General features: G+C 33.3%; 15 protein-coding genes. 4 read left to right on the forward strand and 11 right to left on the reverse strand.

The genetic code is table 11. The features are described 5' to 3' along the window. Positions 1–81: 81 nt before the first annotated feature. Positions 82–1836: an ATP-binding protein gene (locus J2X31_RS13465; RefSeq protein WP_310027336.1), complete on the reverse strand. Its 1755-nt coding sequence runs from the start codon at positions 1834–1836 to the stop codon at positions 82–84. Between the two features lie 23 nt (positions 1837–1859). Continuing rightward, a complete protein-coding gene (locus J2X31_RS13470) occupies positions 1860–2465 on the reverse strand; it encodes a DUF4254 domain-containing protein (protein ID WP_310027337.1) in 606 nt (201 codons plus the stop codon). A gap of 62 nt (positions 2466–2527) precedes the next feature. On the opposite strand from J2X31_RS13470, the gene upp reads away from it, so the two are divergent. Beyond that, on the forward strand, positions 2528–3181 hold the full coding sequence (gene upp / locus J2X31_RS13475; RefSeq protein ID WP_310027338.1) for a uracil phosphoribosyltransferase: 654 nt from the start codon (positions 2528–2530) through the stop codon (positions 3179–3181). A gap of 233 nt (positions 3182–3414) precedes the next feature. Here the strand turns inward: upp and J2X31_RS13480 are convergent, their stop codons facing one another. Then, the gene (locus J2X31_RS13480) at positions 3415–4344 is read right to left on the reverse strand and encodes a hypothetical protein (RefSeq protein ID WP_310027339.1); all 930 of its coding nucleotides are present in this window, start codon (positions 4342–4344) and stop codon (positions 3415–3417) included. Between the two features lie 49 nt (positions 4345–4393). Between J2X31_RS13480 and J2X31_RS13485 the strand changes: the two genes are divergently transcribed. After that, the gene (locus tag J2X31_RS13485; protein WP_310027340.1) at positions 4394–4624 is read left to right on the forward strand and encodes a DUF6341 family protein; all 231 of its coding nucleotides are present in this window, start codon (positions 4394–4396) and stop codon (positions 4622–4624) included. A 64-nt stretch (positions 4625–4688) separates the two neighbouring features. On the opposite strand, the gene purD is transcribed toward J2X31_RS13485, so the two are convergent. Next, positions 4689–5960 (reverse strand): phosphoribosylamine--glycine ligase, encoded by a 1272-nt coding sequence (gene purD / locus J2X31_RS13490; protein ID WP_310027341.1) that lies wholly within the window; start codon positions 5958–5960, stop codon positions 4689–4691. Between the two features lie 150 nt (positions 5961–6110). Here purD and J2X31_RS13495 point away from each other — a divergent pair, with 150 nt between their 5' ends. Then, positions 6111–6911, forward strand: a complete 801-nt coding sequence (locus tag J2X31_RS13495) for a DUF3667 domain-containing protein (protein WP_310027342.1) — start codon at positions 6111–6113, stop codon at positions 6909–6911. 4 nt (positions 6912–6915) lie between these two features. After that, a complete protein-coding gene (locus J2X31_RS13500) occupies positions 6916–8226 on the forward strand; it encodes a phenylacetate--CoA ligase family protein (RefSeq protein WP_310027343.1) in 1311 nt (436 codons plus the stop codon). Here the strand turns inward: J2X31_RS13500 and J2X31_RS13505 are convergent. The 7 genes from J2X31_RS13505 to J2X31_RS13535 all read right to left on the reverse strand — a co-directional run bounded on the left by J2X31_RS13505 (position 8210) and on the right by J2X31_RS13535 (position 15982). After that, positions 8210–8989, reverse strand: a complete 780-nt coding sequence (locus tag J2X31_RS13505; protein ID WP_310027344.1) for a glycosyltransferase family 2 protein — start codon at positions 8987–8989, stop codon at positions 8210–8212. The genes J2X31_RS13500 and J2X31_RS13505 overlap by 17 nt on opposite strands. Next, on the reverse strand, positions 8989–10356 hold the full coding sequence (locus J2X31_RS13510; RefSeq protein WP_310027345.1) for an undecaprenyl-phosphate glucose phosphotransferase: 1368 nt from the start codon (positions 10354–10356) through the stop codon (positions 8989–8991). The genes J2X31_RS13505 and J2X31_RS13510 overlap by 1 nt, the downstream gene beginning before the upstream one ends. Before the next feature lie 3 nt (positions 10357–10359). Next, the gene (locus tag J2X31_RS13515) at positions 10360–11343 is read right to left on the reverse strand and encodes a UDP-glucuronic acid decarboxylase family protein (protein ID WP_310027346.1); all 984 of its coding nucleotides are present in this window, start codon (positions 11341–11343) and stop codon (positions 10360–10362) included. After that, the gene (locus J2X31_RS13520) at positions 11340–12671 is read right to left on the reverse strand and encodes an O-antigen ligase family protein (RefSeq protein ID WP_310027347.1); all 1332 of its coding nucleotides are present in this window, start codon (positions 12669–12671) and stop codon (positions 11340–11342) included. Before J2X31_RS13520 ends, J2X31_RS13515 begins: the two co-directional genes overlap by 4 nt. After that, complete coding sequence (locus J2X31_RS13525; protein ID WP_310027348.1) at positions 12613–13722, reverse strand: DUF1972 domain-containing protein; 1110 nt, start codon at positions 13720–13722, stop codon at positions 12613–12615. The genes J2X31_RS13520 and J2X31_RS13525 overlap by 59 nt, the downstream gene beginning before the upstream one ends. A gap of 77 nt (positions 13723–13799) precedes the next feature. Then, entirely contained in the window at positions 13800–14942 is a 1143-nt protein-coding gene (locus J2X31_RS13530; protein WP_310027349.1) for a glycosyltransferase family 4 protein, read from the reverse strand. Next, complete coding sequence (locus J2X31_RS13535; RefSeq protein ID WP_310027350.1) at positions 14939–15982, reverse strand: O-antigen ligase family protein; 1044 nt, start codon at positions 15980–15982, stop codon at positions 14939–14941. The genes J2X31_RS13530 and J2X31_RS13535 overlap by 4 nt, the downstream gene beginning before the upstream one ends. Between the last annotated feature and the right edge of the window lie 68 nt (positions 15983–16050).

Consider the following 16050-nt stretch of genomic DNA (forward strand, 5'->3'; position numbering starts at 1 on the left):
GGCCATTTCATTTTACATAAAGTCCTTGACAATCAAGGGACGGGAAAAACTTATTAACAAAAATGGCTGTTTTTTAACAATTTACTGGTCTTTTTTTGGCCTTTTTTTGGCCATTTCATTTTTGCTCTCTAAATCAGAAATGGTTTTTGAAATAGCTTCAGCATACACTTCCATCTTTTTTATATATTCCTCACTAATTTTATATACAGCACCTTGTTGTTCAATAGTTCCATTTGAAACAAACTTTTCAATTCTTGTTCTTACTTGTTTTCGTGATAATTTATCTTCAAATAGACCTACAAAATCTTTCATTTTAGCTTTTCCTTCTTTTAATAAAAATTGAAAAACTGTATTAAAAACCTGACCCTCATCTAATTCTTGTAAATTATAGTATTTTGCCTTTTCATCTGTGAATTCATAATAATCCTTTGATAGAATATAATAAATTGCGTTTGTCTTACCTCTTTTCTCTATTAACTTTTTGTTTAAAAGTTTAGATACAATTTCGGAATCTAATTCATATTTAGTTGTTCCCCTTTTAATCAAATTTAGAGTAATAACCTCTAAAACCGAGAGCTTTTCAGTTTCTGGCAAATCTTCTTGGACTGCAACTATAAATAGTGCAAAAGCTCTATCTTCTATAACTGCTGATAATTTTAGATTTACCTGAAAATAATCTGATTTTGAATAATCTGGCTCCGCCTTTCCTTCTATAAGTGTATTATAGAATATTTTATCGACACCTTGTCCAGAACGTTCCACAATTCCTGTTTTTTGTAGAACTTCCGCCAAAAGTCGATTTCTTGGTGTACTAGGTGTTTTTAGTAGATTTTCTAAATTGACACCTAAAGGAAATCCTCCAGCGTTAATAATATCTAATCGTTGAGGAAATTGTTTAACAACTATTTCAGATGTTTTTCTATAATCTCTATGTGTAATTGCATTATTGATAGACTCTCTTATCACTTCTTCATTGAAAAAAGGAATATTGAAAATGTAAGCACCATCTTGGATTGGAAAACTACCATTTCTTAAATTAATAGTATTCCAAAGTTCTTCTATCATAATGAAAAAAGGTTCTGAAAATGCAATTCTGTTATCAAAAGGTATTTGGCTTTCGGAATTACGGTACTCAATCATAACCGATGCCTGAGGTAACTTCTCATTTAAGACTTTTTTCTTGCCAAGTAGAATTAATGATGCATTTGTTAACTTCCCTTGTTTCGAAAGGTCTAAATCCGATAATAATTGTTCGTTGGAAAGTGTTCTAAAATTAGGATTATTTTGTTTTAAAGCATATTTGTCCTTTAAAATAGAAATTGCCTTTTCATCCAAATCAGAAATAAGCAAACCCTCACAAATTTGGCTTGAAAAATCAGGTTCTTGTTCATTAATTATCTTAAGATAAACTTCATCGGACATTGGTTTTAATTCTTCTCCAACACGCATCAAAGCAACATCCTCAAACTTGAAAACTTTGCCTGTAGGTCGTGGAGGAACTTTAATAACCAGAACACGTTTATCGTCTTCAAATAACTCGATAATTTCAGTACGAATATCTGTATCTCTATATATATTGGCTTCTAATTCTCCTATTGTATTAAGATTTTGACTGGTTCCAACTACTTCGTGAGGGTAATTGTCTGTCATCCCTATAACCAAATAACCACCTAATTCATTGCATAAAGCAGTCACATAACCTAAAATACATCTTCTTCTATCTGAAGGTTTTGTTTTCACACCACCATCATACGAAATATTTCCTCCTTCTCCTTTTTTAAATTCTACTTTGTCTTCTGACTCTTTGAATTTTTTAAGTTTTTCAATTGTAATCATAGACTAAATTTAATTATAAAAGATTACTTCTTATTCTGATACAAAACCGGATTCAATTCCTCGTCATTATACATCTTCATCTGCTTGTAAACCTTCATATACTTGTCGCCATTTGAAATATCGGTCAATAAATCGCTGATTGAGATAAACATATCGTTCTTTTGATCCAACAACACGTTTAGTTTTTCTTGGCATTTTGCTCTATGTTCTGCAGAAGCTCCCGCACGATTTGCCTCTTCACTCATGTGGTAGATCTTCAAGGCCAAAATGGATAACCTGTCGATTGCCCAAGCCGGACTTTCGGTATTGATTTTTGCACCAGCTTTTACGGCAACATTTTTATATTTATCTAAAAAATAACTGTCGATGTATTCTACCATATCGGTACGAACTTGATTCGATGCGTCAATTTTGCGTTTCAAATCCAAGGCGTCAACGGGATCAATGTTTGGATCGCGAACGATATCTTCATAATGCCATTGAACGGTATCGACCCAATTTTTTGCATAAAGCAAATACTCGATTGTTCCTTTTTCATAAGGATTGACGGTAGGCTGATACACATCATTGATGATATGATAATCGTTGATACTCTTTTCAAAGATTGGAAAGGCAAATTCTGCAAACATGATTTATTTTTTTTACAAATATAGTTTTTATACTTTTAAACTCTAAATTATCAATAAAAACTATGCAAATTCATTACTTATCAGAAGCCAACAGTGTCCTGAACCATTTTTTGGGTCAAATTCGCAATGTAAATGTTCAGAAAGACAGTATGCGTTTTCGAAGAAACATCGAACGTATTGGCGAAATCATGGCTTATGAATTGAGCAAGGATTTGCATTATAAAGATATCGAAGTCCAGACACCGCTTGGAATAAAGAAGACAACGGAAATTGAAGATGATTTGGTGTTATGTTCGATTCTGAGAGCTGGACTTCCGCTTCATCTTGGTTTCCTGAATTATTTTGACAGTGCAGAAAACGGATTTGTTTCGGCCTATCGCTACCATCACAACAACGATGATGCTTTTGAAATCAAGGTTGAATATCAAGCCGTTCCGAGCATCGAAAATAAAAACCTGCTTTTGATTGATCCTATGTTGGCGACAGGACAATCGATGGTTGCGGTTTTCAATAAATTGTTGGAAAAAGGAACTCCAAAGGAAATTCATATTGCCGTTGTGATTGCCGTTCCGGAAGGAATTGCCTATTTGGAAAAAAATCTTCCCGACAATTGCCATCTTTGGGTGGCGACTTTGGATGAAAAACTAAACGAGAAAAACTATATTGTTCCTGGTTTGGGTGATGCTGGGGATTTGGCGTATGGGAATAAGCTGTAAATTTTAGATTTTAGAGTTCAGATTTTAGATTTATTAGAAGACGATTTATTCTATAACTACTGTTTCCAACGGCGAAGCTAGCCCTGATCTCGTCTTTTTTGACGAGAGAAACCCCGGAGTTCAAAAAGCTATTTTTTACTGGACAAAAAGAGCGACCAACGGAAGCTCCTTTTTGGCCTTGTAAAAAAAGCTTTTTGAATGAGGAGTTGGAACGGTTGGCGGGAAATAGCTCCTTATAACTGCAGAAAAAACGACAAAAAGCTGAGTCCAACTACTAAAATGGCAGTGGCTTCTTTGGTCCAATTGGTTTGGTTTACCTCGAAATAACCTGTTGCCATGACGGCCAAAGGCATAAAAGTATAAATCAAAATACTATTGTTTTTGTCCGGCGAAACGACATAGACTGCAAATCCGATGAAGAAGGCGATGATGATTTTCTTGTAGGAGTTATGATGAATCAACGGTTTGCTTGGCAAGGTTAAGATTTGCGTGAAAAGGAAAAGTGCCGTGATGGCAACATAAATCGAGAGTGCGATGTTTTGGAATTTATTGGTGAAATAATTGAAATCGAAACTAATATAGGCTTTTTCTAAAAGATTATAGACCAATGTTTTGTCAAATATAAATGCAAATAACAAGAATATTATCGCAACGGTGAAAAATGCGATATACGGCAAAACCCAGTTTCTGTAATCTCTGGCAACATGCAGGATGATGGATACAAAAACCAAAATGATAAACAAAATACTCCAAAAATGAAACAAAGAGGCTATGAAAATCCATAATGAAGCATCGAATATTTTTTCTTTTGGTGTGACTAATGATTGAAGCGAAATGAGCCTTCGTAATGCCAAAAGCACGAAAAAATTGGAAATAATTAGGGTTGAAGTTCCTAGCGTTGTTGGAAACAAAATCAGGAAACTGAAAAAGAACAGGAACGGAAAGGTGTTGTCTTTACTGAGTCCGTTTTTTTTTGTGATGAAATTCGAGATGAAAAGTGAGGCTATCAACACTAGCAATAGCATTCCTTTTGTGGCGATTTCCATTCCTGTATCTATACTTGCAACGTCTTTTAATTGGTAGAGAAAGAAGCATAAAATTAGCAAGGCTGTGACCAAAATATAATTAAATGGTCTTGATTTGCTAAAAATAGTTGTTATCATAAGGATATTTTATACTTTTGTAATTGTAAATATAATACTTGTACTAAAAATGAAAGCATTTTTTGAAGGAATACAGTCTTTATTCGTTGATTTTTTATTCTTGCCTTTAGATTTTCTAAGAGAATTAGAATTAACTAGTTGGTTCACCGCCAATCTTTTGAATTGGATTTTTATGATTATCTGTGCTTATTTTATGGTTTATTGGATTAAGCAATTGAAACTTCACAAAAAGAACAACGACGAATTTCAAGATACAACGGCTCACTCTTTCTTGAAGTAAGAATTCAGAAATCAGAACAAGAAAACTCATTCTAACTTCTGAATTCAAATTTCTAACTTCAATATTAAAGGTCGAAACCGATATCTTTTCTAAAATACATCTTATCAAAATTTAGCCTGTCTATGTTTTGGTAAGATTTTTTTATGGCCTCTTCGAAACTGTCCCCAAATGAAGTTACGGTTAAAACTCTACCTCCATTACTAACAACCTGACCGTTTTCGGTTTTTGTTCCTGCATGAAAAACGATTGAATCCTGAACCAGTTCTATTCCAGAGATTGCTTTTCCTTTTTCATATTCTTCAGGATATCCGCCTGAAACCACCATGATGGTTGTAGCACTTCTTTCATCGATTTCCAGAGTTGCTTCGTCTAGTTTTTCATTGGCTACAGCCACAAATAACTCAACCAAATCGGATTTCAATCTTGGGATGACTACTTCTGTTTCTGGGTCGCCCATTCTCACATTATATTCGATAACATAAGGGTCGTTGTCAACGATAATCAATCCGATGAATACAAAACCTTTGTAGTTTATTTTATCGTGGTGAAAACCGTCGATTGTAGGTTTTACAACTCTGTTTTCTATTTTTTCAAGCAATTCGGCATTTGCGAACGGAACTGGAGAAACAGCTCCCATTCCACCCGTGTTCAAACCTGTATCGCCTTCGCCAATTCTTTTATAATCTTTTGCTGTTGGAAGGATTTTATAATTTTTTCCGTCTGTTAAAACAAAACAGCTTAATTCGATTCCTTCTAGAAATTCTTCTATAACAACTTTCGAGCTTGCAATTCCAAATTTTTCATTCAACAACATATTGCTCAACTCAAACTTGGCCTCATCCAAATCTTGGATAATCAATACTCCTTTTCCGGCCGCCAATCCATCTGCTTTTAAAACATAAGGTGGTTTCAGGCTTTCCAAGAAATGAAATCCTTTTTCGATAGTGTCTTTTGTAAAACTCTGGTAAGCCGCTGTTGGAATTCGGTGGTTCAGTAGAAATTCTTTTGCGAATTCCTTACTTCCTTCTAATCTTGCACCCGTTTTTGAAGGTCCGATTACTGGAATATTTTTCAAAAATTCATCGTCAAGGAAAAAATCCTGAATTCCTAGAACCAAAGGATCTTCTGGACCAACAACAACCATGTCTATTTTTTCGGCGATTATTAGTTTTTTAATTTCTCCGAAATCGGTAGGCGAAATGTTTACGTTTGTCGCAATACTTTCTGTTCCAGCGTTTCCAGGAGCTACAAAAAGCTTGTCGCAAAGCGGGCTTTGAAGCATTTTCCAAGCCAATGCGTGTTCTCTTCCTCCTGAACCTAGTAGTAAAATAGTCATTTTAGTGTTGTTTTAGTTGTTGAGCAAAAATAGGGCGTTTTGAGTTGAAATAATAATTTTTTAAGCATTTACTAACTTATTTATGAAATAGAACGATTCATTTTCTATCAGAAATAAATATATTTGTTGGGAATTTTTTAACAAAACCCAATGAGCGAAATTTGTAAAAACTGTACAGAAGAAATCACATTGAATTTTTGTCCGAATTGTGGTCAGAAAAAAGCAAAACGTATTGATAGGACTTATATAAAAGATGAGCTTCAATACACGGTTTTACACATGAACAAGGGTTTTTTCTATAGCATCAAAAAGATTCTAAAAGGTCCAGGAAAAACCGCAAGAGAATTTCTTGAAGGAAATCGCGTAAATCATTACAAACCGCTTCTTCTAGTCTTTGTTGTCGCAGGTATTAGTGCTTTTATAACCAATACATTGATTCATCCAGATATAATCATTGGGGAATACTTTGATAACCACAAGGTTAAAACAGCTTTTGACATGAAAAGCTATAATAGTTTTATTTATAAATATCAAGCGATATTGATGTTAGCATCGGTTCCGTTTATGGCTTTTTTTACTTGGCTGGTTTTCAAAAAATGGAATTATAATTATTGCGAAAATGTTGTAATTACCGCTTACTCATTGATCTATTTACAAGTACTAAGCATTATAATTGTTGTACCAGTACAATACCTATTAAAAGACAATCCTGAATTGTTTATGCCAATCTCCTCAGGGATGACTTTTTTACTTATGATTGGTTGTTTTATCTGGTTTTATATTGATTTTTATAATAATAAAAGTGCTGGCGATGTTATAATGAGATTATTTTTAATGGTTGTAATCTTCTTCGTAATATATCTACTTCTAATTATTATTGGTATTGTAGGTGTTCTTGTCTACTGCTATATAACAGGTATCGATCCTAAAATCCTTTTTCCGCAACCTTAAAATAATGCTAAAACTCTTCGACCTGTCTCTAAAGCTATCCGGTTTCCCGATTGAGGAAGGCAAAAAACAATTTGAAGAAATTCTGGCAGTTCCTGAATATGAATATGAAGCTTTTTTGGAAAAAACGAAAGCCGAAATCGTCAATTTTCATCTTCAAAATAATCCGTTTTATCGTGATTTGAATGGGTCTGAAACTATCAATGATTGGAATGATTTACCTGTTTTAAATAAAAAAAATCTTCAAAAACCTTTAATTGAAAGGCTTTCGGTAAATTATCCTGAAAGCAAAATTTTTGTCAATAAAACTTCGGGTTCAAGTGGCGAGCCTTTTATTTTTGCGAAAGACAAATATGCACATGCCGTAACTTGGGCTTCCTACTTTTGGCGTTTTGGTTGGTTTAATATTAATTTTAATTCATCCTATCAAGCACGCTTTTATGGTATTCCGAAGGATTTTATCGGATACAGAAAAGAGCGTTTGAAGGATTTCTTGAGCAAGAGATACCGCTTTTCTATTTTTGATTTATCCGATGAAATTCTGGAAGGATTTCTGAAAGATTTTCGAACAAAAAAATTCGATTATATCAACGGCTACACAAGTTCGATTGTCTTATTTGCAAAATTTCTAAAAAAGAAAGATATTATTCTAAAAGATATTTGTCCGACTTTAAAAGTCTGTATGGTCACCTCCGAAATGCTTTTTGAAGAAGATAAAATTCTTTTGGAGTCCCAATTCGGAATTCCGATTGTGAACGAATACGGTGCTTCTGAACTCGATTTGATTGCTTTTCAGAATCCAAAAGGCGAATGGCAAGTAAATGCAGAAACTTTATTTGTTGAAATTCTGGACGAAAACAATCAACCCGTTCCAAAGGGAAAAGAAGGTCGGATAGTGATTACTTCCCTATTCAACAAGGCCCATCCTTTTATAAGATATGATATTGGCGATATTGGAATTTTGGATGAAAAAAGCACTTTCAAGAAGCCCATCCTGAAACAATTGATTGGGCGGACGAATGATATTGCGGTTTTGCCAAGTGGAAAAAAATCGCCTGGATTGACATTTTATTATGTTACCAAAAGCATCATCGAAGACGATGGCAACGTGAAGGAATTCATCATCAAACAAACAAAAATTGACGCTTTTGAGGTGGAATATGTTAGCGAAATAGAACTTTCCGAACCTCAAATCAAAAAAATTGAAGAGGCAATTAGTTTGTATTTAGAACCTGGTTTAAAGTTTGCTTTTTTTAGAAAAACTTCCCTTGAAAGAACAAACAGAGGAAAATTGAAACAGTTTAAATCGATGCTTTGATTTTCTTTATATAGTTGGGTTTTATGATTAGTTGGGTAAATAAAAAACCAATCATATGGAGAGAAGCTACTGCAAAATTATTTTTGTGATAGGATTTGTAAACCTTGAAATTATGTTGAATCAGGTTCAATTTTGAAGCTGAAATAGAGTTCTCCCGAATACGATAAATCGCCAGGCTTTCAGGAACGGGATAAGCAATTCTTATCTTTTTTAAAACAGTGAGCCACATCATCCAATCCTGCCTTTTTCTGATAGAAGAAATTTGAATCTTGCCAAAATAATCGGCATCATAAATTCCTGTAAGATTGCCTACATAATTACAATAAAACAGCTGACGGTAAGTTAGTTTTTTTGGTGATTCGACCAATCTGTTCAATAAATTTCCTTCCTCATCCATACATTCATAAAAGGAAAAAGTAAAGTATAATTGATTTGAAATCAAAAAATTAATCTGCTTTTCTAGCTTTTGAGGTTTCCATAAATCATCAGCATCCAGAAAAGCTATATACTTTCCGGAAACTTTCTCCACGGCCGTATTTCTTGCTATTCCTGCACCAGAATTTTTTTCGAGCTTAAAGAGTTTTATCCTTTTATCAATACTAGATGCAAGCTCAACAATTTCTGCAGTTTTATCAGATGAACAATCATCAACAATAATCATTTCCCAATTTTCATAGGTTTGATTTTGAACCGATTTGATTGTTTCTGAAATGAATTTTTCTGAATTGAAAGTTGGTGTTATGATGGATACTAAAGCGTTCATTAGTAGGCTTTTTCTTCCCCTTGGAAAATATTAATCACCGTTTGAACAATGATTTTCAAATCTAAAATAATCGACCAATTTTCGATATAATGCACGTCATATTTAATTCTGTTTACCATATCTTCATCGGTTTCTATTTCTCCCCTGTAACCACGAACTTGTGCTAATCCTGTGATTCCGGGCTTCACATAATGCCTAACCATATACTTTTTGATTCGATTGCCATAGACTCTGTTCTGAGACCAAAGATGTGGCCTCGGACCAACCACTGACATGTCGCCTAATAAGACATTTATAAACTGTGGCATTTCGTCAAGGCTTGTTTTCCGGATGAACTTACCTATTCGGGTAACCCTTGGATCGTTTTTAGAAGCTTCCTTTTCGGTTGTTTTATTGATCCTCATCGAGCGGAATTTATAGCAAAAGAATTCCTTTTCGTCGATTCCGGGCCTACCCTGCCTGAAAAATATTGGTCCTTTTGACTCTAACTTGATTAAAAGTGCCAACAGCGGTGTTAGCCAAGATAGTAGAAACACGATTACAATGAGTGAAAAAACAATATCAAAACCTCGTTTAAAAGCTTTGATTATAGGTTCATGAAGTATTGTTTTTTGTAGCGAAAGCACAGGAAAAACTTCATAGTAGTCAATCTTCAAGTTCTTACTAAAAATGCCTTTGGTATCGGGAATAAATTTGATTGTCTTGTTGTTTTCATCGGCAAAATCAACCAATTCCTTGAGCTGTTCGTTTGAAATTTCATTTAGGGAACAATAAATTTCATCTACACTATTCTCAATCACAAAAGATTCTAAATCAGCTATTTTCCCTTTTATCGATTCATTGTTTTTTTTATCTGAAAAATAACCTAAGAATCTGTAGCCATAATCATTTCTTGTTTCAAAAAGCTCTTTTAGTCTTATTGATTCCTGTGAATAGCCAATGATTACTGCATTTCTGTAATTACTACCGGTAACGATCCTGTATCTTTTTAAATAATAAAACAATAAGAACTTTGATGCGGTTATGGCTAAAAAACTAACCGTAATAAAAAGAGCAATTGCCTTACCACTAAAAATAGTTTCCTTAAAAAAGGGGAAAAAGGCTATGACAACAAGCAAAAAAAGTATGCATTGCTTGAAAATTTTAGATAGAATTTCTACTGGTGTAGTAAATCGATAAATTTGATAAAATTTTACAGATAAAGCAACAACAACCCACCCAATAAATTGATAAACAATATAATAAGATATATTCACATTGAGTTCCCTGAAGAAAAATAGACATAGAATATTTAGTACAAATAGATCTATTAGTAAACTAAAAGGTCTGATGTATTTTGAATATCTTCCTGTATGGGTTGTAGTCATTATTTAATGAATATATCCAGTAAAATCTTTATGTTCTTCCTTTAAGAGCTCTTCGCTTGATAATGATTTGAAATACTCATAGGTAATTTTCATTCCTTCGCTTCTAGAAACTTTGGCTTCCCATCCTAATAGCTCTTTTGCTTTTGTAGTGTCTGGTTGACGTTGCATTGGGTCGTTTATCGGCAACGGATGGAATACTACTTTTTGGTCGGTTCCTGTTAATTTTATAATTTCTTCTGCAAAATCTTTTATCGTGATTTCATCTGGATTTCCAATATTTACAGGTAAAGCATAGTCCGAATGCAAGAGCCTGAAAATTCCTTCCACCTGATCATCTACATAGCAGAAGGAACGCGTTTGCATTCCGTCTCCAAAAATGGTTAGATCTTCACCGCGTAAAGCCTGACCTATGAATGCGGGAATTACACGACCGTCATTGAGCCTCATTCTTGGTCCATAGGTGTTGAAAATTCTAACGATTCTAGTTTCTACACCGTGAAAAGTATGATAGGCCATTGTTATGGATTCCTGAAAACGTTTGGCTTCGTCATAAACACCTCTTGGCCCTATTGTATTTACGTTCCCGTAATATTCCTCTGTTTGTGGATGAACCAAAGGATCTCCATATACTTCAGATGTTGATGCAATTAAAATTCTGGCTTTTTTAACCCTTGCGAGACCTAGCAAATTGTGAGTTCCCAATGAACCTACCTTTAAAGTCTGAATTGGAATTTTTAAATAATCGATTGGACTTGCTGGTGACGCAAAATGTAGTATGTAATCTAAATTACCGGGAATATGGACAAATTTTGTAATATCATGATGATAGAATTCAAAATTTTCAAGTTTGAAAAGATGCTCTATATTCTTCAAATCTCCAGTAATGAGATTATCCATTCCAATAACAAAATAGCCTTCGGCAATGAACCTGTCGCAAAGATGTGAGCCTAAAAAACCCGCTGCTCCAGTAATTAGTATTCTTTTCATAAATTATTTTTATTTAAGGGTATTTGTAAGTATCCTGAATTAAACAGACAATAGATAGCTGTAAAAAAAACAACTCCTCTTTGCCTTGCCAAGAAAGATTCTGTCAAAAATAAACTTATCATAAGAACTGCAAAACAAAAATGGATAAAATCTTTTGTGTTTATTGCTTTTCTTAAATTTACTATAACAATTAATAACAGCAAGAGGAGGCCAAATACCCCTGTTTCGGCAAAAATTTGTATGTATTGGTTGTGAAAATTCTTCTTTTGATATCCTTCATGCATTGCATTCCCTAAAAAAATGTTATGCTCTATGGCTTTTTCTTCTATCCTAAAATCAGTTGCATTGAGTCCGTATCCGGAAAAAAAGATGTTGTCTTCTTGAAGCATTTCTTTAAAAATTCTCATCTGATAAATTCTGAAAGCTGCTCCTGCAAAATATTCATTAGGTTGGAATTTATCTTTGGACCAAGCTTGTTGAACGCTAACATTATAAACCAATCCTCCTTTAAAATTTTGATTTACAGTTCCTTCTTCTTGGTTGGATTGAAATTCTATTAAAAAGCGATCTCTGATTTTTGAGGAGAATATTACGGTTCCCGATAAGAGTAAAACCAATATAATGGTAATCCATTTTATTTTTTGGGTGGCTCTGAAATAGAACAATTCATAAAAAAGAACCAAAAGGACAAACACCAGCATTATGTTTTTTGAGGACAAAAGAAAAATAAAACCTGCCAGAATGCACATTGCCACTTTATCGAATATATTCTTGCTTGCTTTCCTGAAAAAGCAGAAAAAAGCCAACGTAACATATACAGAAACATGGATGGCGTTTACATCCTCTGTAACCAATTCATGATAAAAGAAAACCGAACTGTCCTTGGTTGCTATAAATTTGATTAGAGCCCTGATGAGATAGAATAGCGTGAAGGTTAAGATTCCAATACTATAATAATGGATTATTTTTCGCTTTTGAACTTCCGAAAACTTTGGCATCATCATAAAGGCCAAAGGCAGAATTAGCAGCGGAAGTACTTTTGAAATGGCTCTTGAAGTTGCCTCTACATCCCTGGACCAAAGAATAGACACAGCCATTAAAAGGTATAAAAGAATGGGTAAAACAAGATTAGTCTCAACCTTAAAATTCTTTTTCTTGAAGGTCACCAAAGTTACCAAGGCAAATAGACCAACAGCCATTCCATTGACAGCATATCCTAGAGGAATGGTGAACAAAACTAAAAACAAGAATAGAAATGCTGGATTCTCTTTAGTTTCTAGCTTTATGTCCTGATACACATTCTTCAAATAATTGTAAGTATTTGCCATTGATTATATCCCAATTAAATTCTTCTACAATCGATTCAAAATTCTTTTGAACAAAGTGCAAGTTATTATTTTTTTTGATTGTTAGAAGAATATTTTTCACTTCTTCCGGATTTGAAAAATAGAGTGCATTCTCTTTTAAAACGCCCTTATTGAAGTCGTTATTGTGAGCTGCAATCAGTGCTTTTGAAGCCATCGCTTCTAGCAAAGAAGGGTTTGTTCCTCCAACCGAATGACCATGGAAATAGATGTTCGAAAAATATCTTAGATTATCCAAATGTTCCAAGTTGTAGATTCCTCCCATAAAGCGGATATTCGAAAACGGTTTGTATTTGCTTTTCAGGTATTCGCCATATTTTGTATTGTTGTTTCCTACAACTAAAATCGTCGTTTTCTCTTCGTTCATTGAAACACCTTCGAGAACCATATCTAAATTATTTTCCGGTTCAAAACGGGCCATAATCATGTTATATGCTTCTTTTTGAACATCATATATCTTCAGAATTTCCTCATTCGGATTTGTAAATGGATGTGCTCCGTAGGCAATATAAGTAGATTCTTTGTTGTATTTCTCTTTCAAGAATTTTTTAATTCCCAATGAATCTGAAACCAAATAATGGCTTGAAATGGCCGCCAATCTTTCGGCAAATTTCAAGAATTGCTGAACTGGTTTTGAATATTTTGTCCTTTTCCATTCCAACCCATCCATATTGGTGATGATGATGGATTTCCTTTTGGGCAAAAGAAAAAACCAAATTGAATTGCTGGTATAACCCAACTGCAGGATGATGTCAAAATTCCTTTTTCGGGAATCCATGATGCAGTTGTAATCATAAATAAATTGTCCAAAGGTTCCGTATTTATACTCTGGGTCATGTTGGTGAAGGATGTTTACACCACGGAATGTTTTTTCTTGAAATTTATGGTTATGGGAATTATAACAATATACTTCGTGTCCTTTTTCAACAAGATAAACCGAGAAAAATTCTGCAAACTGTTCAAAACCTCCGTAATGATTGGGTATTCCTCTGGTTCCTAATATGGCTATTTTCATTAAAACATACTCTTTGTGAGCAAAAATACATTATTTATAAATTTTTTAAATAAAGGAAGTACAAAACATTTATTAACTTATTGTTCCAAAAGCACTTTTTCAAAATTTTGAACATATCGTTCAATTGAAAATTCGTCAATAGCTCTTTGGTAGCCGTTTTCCCCGTATAATTTTCTTAATTCTGGACTTTCTACAAGTTTAGAAATTGCTTCTGCTAATTCATTTTCATTGTTTGGTTCTACCAGAAATCCTGTTTCATTATTGAGGATGATTTCGGTCAATCCGCCATGATTGGAGCCAATAACAGGTTTTTGAGCCAGCATCGCTTCTACGGCAACTAAACCAAAAGATTCTGCTTCTGATGAAGGCATAATCGCGATATCAGTTACAGACCAAATCTGTGACAATTCTTTTGTAAAAGGAATAATTTTTACCTTATCATTAATTTCATTTTCTAAAATAATTTGCTCTATTTCCTCTAAATAATATTCTTGACCTATCACAGGTGAACCAACAAATAATAACTTAACCTTTTGATTTCTAGATAATTTATTAATAAAAGTTGCTAACAACCACTTATGTCCTTTTAATCTACTTATTCTTCCAACCAAAGTTATAATTATATCGTCTGAATTAAACCCAAATTTTTCTTTTGATGAATTCGTTATTCTTAAATTACCTGTTTCTAAACCATTATAAATAACGACAGTTTTTTGGTCTAATTCAGTAATTCTATCGATTAGATTTTTTTTAGTGGAGTTAGAATTACAGATAACTAGAGCCGTATATTTATTTAATAATTTTGGGAAAATAGTAGCAATGATTTTTGGATGAACAATAATTTCATGCACATGCCAAATGTGTTTTATTTTTCTTCTATTAGCATAAATCATCCCCAGCAATACAGCTAAAGTATTCGAATAAATTAAATCAAATTTATGTTCTTTGTTTAAATTATCGACTACTTTAAATGCTTCCTTAATTTCTTTAAAAAACTTCAAAATGTTTTTGGGTGAAAACATTTTTCGATATAACTTTAAAACTGGAGCAATGATCACTTTTATGTTTGCTTTTTCAAGTTCAGCTTTCAAAGGACCGTCAAAAGGCAGAACAACAACTGAACTAAACTTTGTTTTATCGAGGTTTTTTAGTAATAATAGAAGCGTTTTATCTGAACCGTAGAGTTCTGCAGATTGATGTATGAAAAGGATGTTTTTCATTGTTTTCCTGATTTTATTAGGTGATGTTTATAGGCGAATAAAAATCCAATCAACAATATTTTTGTGTCAATCAAATTGTAAAAACCCATAAAAACCCAATTGGATATGATGAGGAAAACTCCTGTTCCTATGAACAGGTGATGGATGTTTATTAAATGAGGATCACTATAGGTATTTCGTCTAAAAAAGAAAAAAATCGAATATAAATAGATCAATAATCCTAAAAATCCAGTCTTTAAAAGGACAGTCATGTATCCATTATGAAGTATGGAAATATATCGTAAGTCCATATCCCCCAAATAAACTTTTTGTTTTAAATCTACTTGTGAGCCTATACCTTCTCCAAATAATAAAGTTGAATTATGGGACAATTGCTGAATGGTCCTTATGTTTTCATACGATCTGTAATTATCATGAAATTGTTTCCAATCGTCTCTGTTTATTTTGGTACTGAATGCTTCGGATGGAGCCACCTTGATTTTATATAAAAACTCATCGACTCCTTTACCATTCCTTACGGGATTGTAATAATAAATTGCCGTGTAGCTCGAAATTACCAGTATTACAACAGTCGTAATTACAATAAGTGCTCTTTTATTTAAAACAAAAAGCCCCTTAATTGCCATAATAAGGATGACAAATTGGATAAAGTTGGTTCTAGCCAGATAGAAGAAACTAGATATTGCTAAAATTGTCAGGAAGATTATACTTTTCCTTTTGGAAAACTCCAAATTGAATTTGTCCCTAAATATTAATAAAATCAGCGTGTATATTTCAAAATCATTAAAATATCCAGCATATTGCCTAATTTCTCTTACGTTTCTAGCCCCTTCAAATATAAATCCATATCCTATTAGAATTAAGTGATAAGATGCTATTGCAACTCCAGCATAGGCAACAAATTGAAAAGGATTTTTGATGCTTTTATGGAACAGCTGATAACCTAGAAGGAGTCCGGATATTGGTTTTAACAAATAAGTTATATCCCTTATTACAAAATAAAGCATGTAATCATAGAAGAAGCCTACAACTATTGCCAATAAAAAAATTAGAATAAAGATGCTTATATACTTTACAAATTCTATCGAATAATTGTTTTTTATGGTAA

The organism is Flavobacterium arsenatis (assembly GCF_031456785.1).
Taxonomy (GTDB): domain Bacteria; phylum Bacteroidota; class Bacteroidia; order Flavobacteriales; family Flavobacteriaceae; genus Flavobacterium; species Flavobacterium arsenatis.

Excerpts from the sequence above, each read along its gene's own strand:
- J2X31_RS13500 (WP_310027343.1), top strand. The coding sequence starts at position 6,916 with ATGCTAAAACTCTTCGACCTGTCTCTAAAGCTATCCGGTTTCCCGATT.
- J2X31_RS13515 (WP_310027346.1), bottom strand. The coding sequence starts at position 11,343 with ATGAAAAGAATACTAATTACTGGAGCAGCGGGTTTTTTAGGCTCACAT.
- J2X31_RS13520 (WP_310027347.1), bottom strand. The coding sequence starts at position 12,671 with ATGGCAAATACTTACAATTATTTGAAGAATGTGTATCAGGACATAAAG.
- purD (WP_310027341.1), bottom strand. The coding sequence starts at position 5,960 with ATGACTATTTTACTACTAGGTTCAGGAGGAAGAGAACACGCATTGGCT.
- J2X31_RS13530 (WP_310027349.1), bottom strand. The coding sequence starts at position 14,942 with ATGAAAAACATCCTTTTCATACATCAATCTGCAGAACTCTACGGTTCA.
- upp (WP_310027338.1), top strand. The coding sequence starts at position 2,528 with ATGCAAATTCATTACTTATCAGAAGCCAACAGTGTCCTGAACCATTTT.
- J2X31_RS13495 (WP_310027342.1), top strand. The coding sequence starts at position 6,111 with ATGAGCGAAATTTGTAAAAACTGTACAGAAGAAATCACATTGAATTTT.
- J2X31_RS13505 (WP_310027344.1), bottom strand. The coding sequence starts at position 8,989 with ATGAACGCTTTAGTATCCATCATAACACCAACTTTCAATTCAGAAAAA.
- J2X31_RS13465 (WP_310027336.1), bottom strand. The coding sequence starts at position 1,836 with ATGATTACAATTGAAAAACTTAAAAAATTCAAAGAGTCAGAAGACAAA.
- J2X31_RS13485 (WP_310027340.1), top strand. The coding sequence starts at position 4,394 with ATGAAAGCATTTTTTGAAGGAATACAGTCTTTATTCGTTGATTTTTTA.
- J2X31_RS13480 (WP_310027339.1), bottom strand. The coding sequence starts at position 4,344 with ATGATAACAACTATTTTTAGCAAATCAAGACCATTTAATTATATTTTG.
- J2X31_RS13510 (WP_310027345.1), bottom strand. The coding sequence starts at position 10,356 with ATGACTACAACCCATACAGGAAGATATTCAAAATACATCAGACCTTTT.
- J2X31_RS13470 (WP_310027337.1), bottom strand. The coding sequence starts at position 2,465 with ATGTTTGCAGAATTTGCCTTTCCAATCTTTGAAAAGAGTATCAACGAT.
- J2X31_RS13525 (WP_310027348.1), bottom strand. The coding sequence starts at position 13,722 with ATGAAAATAGCCATATTAGGAACCAGAGGAATACCCAATCATTACGGA.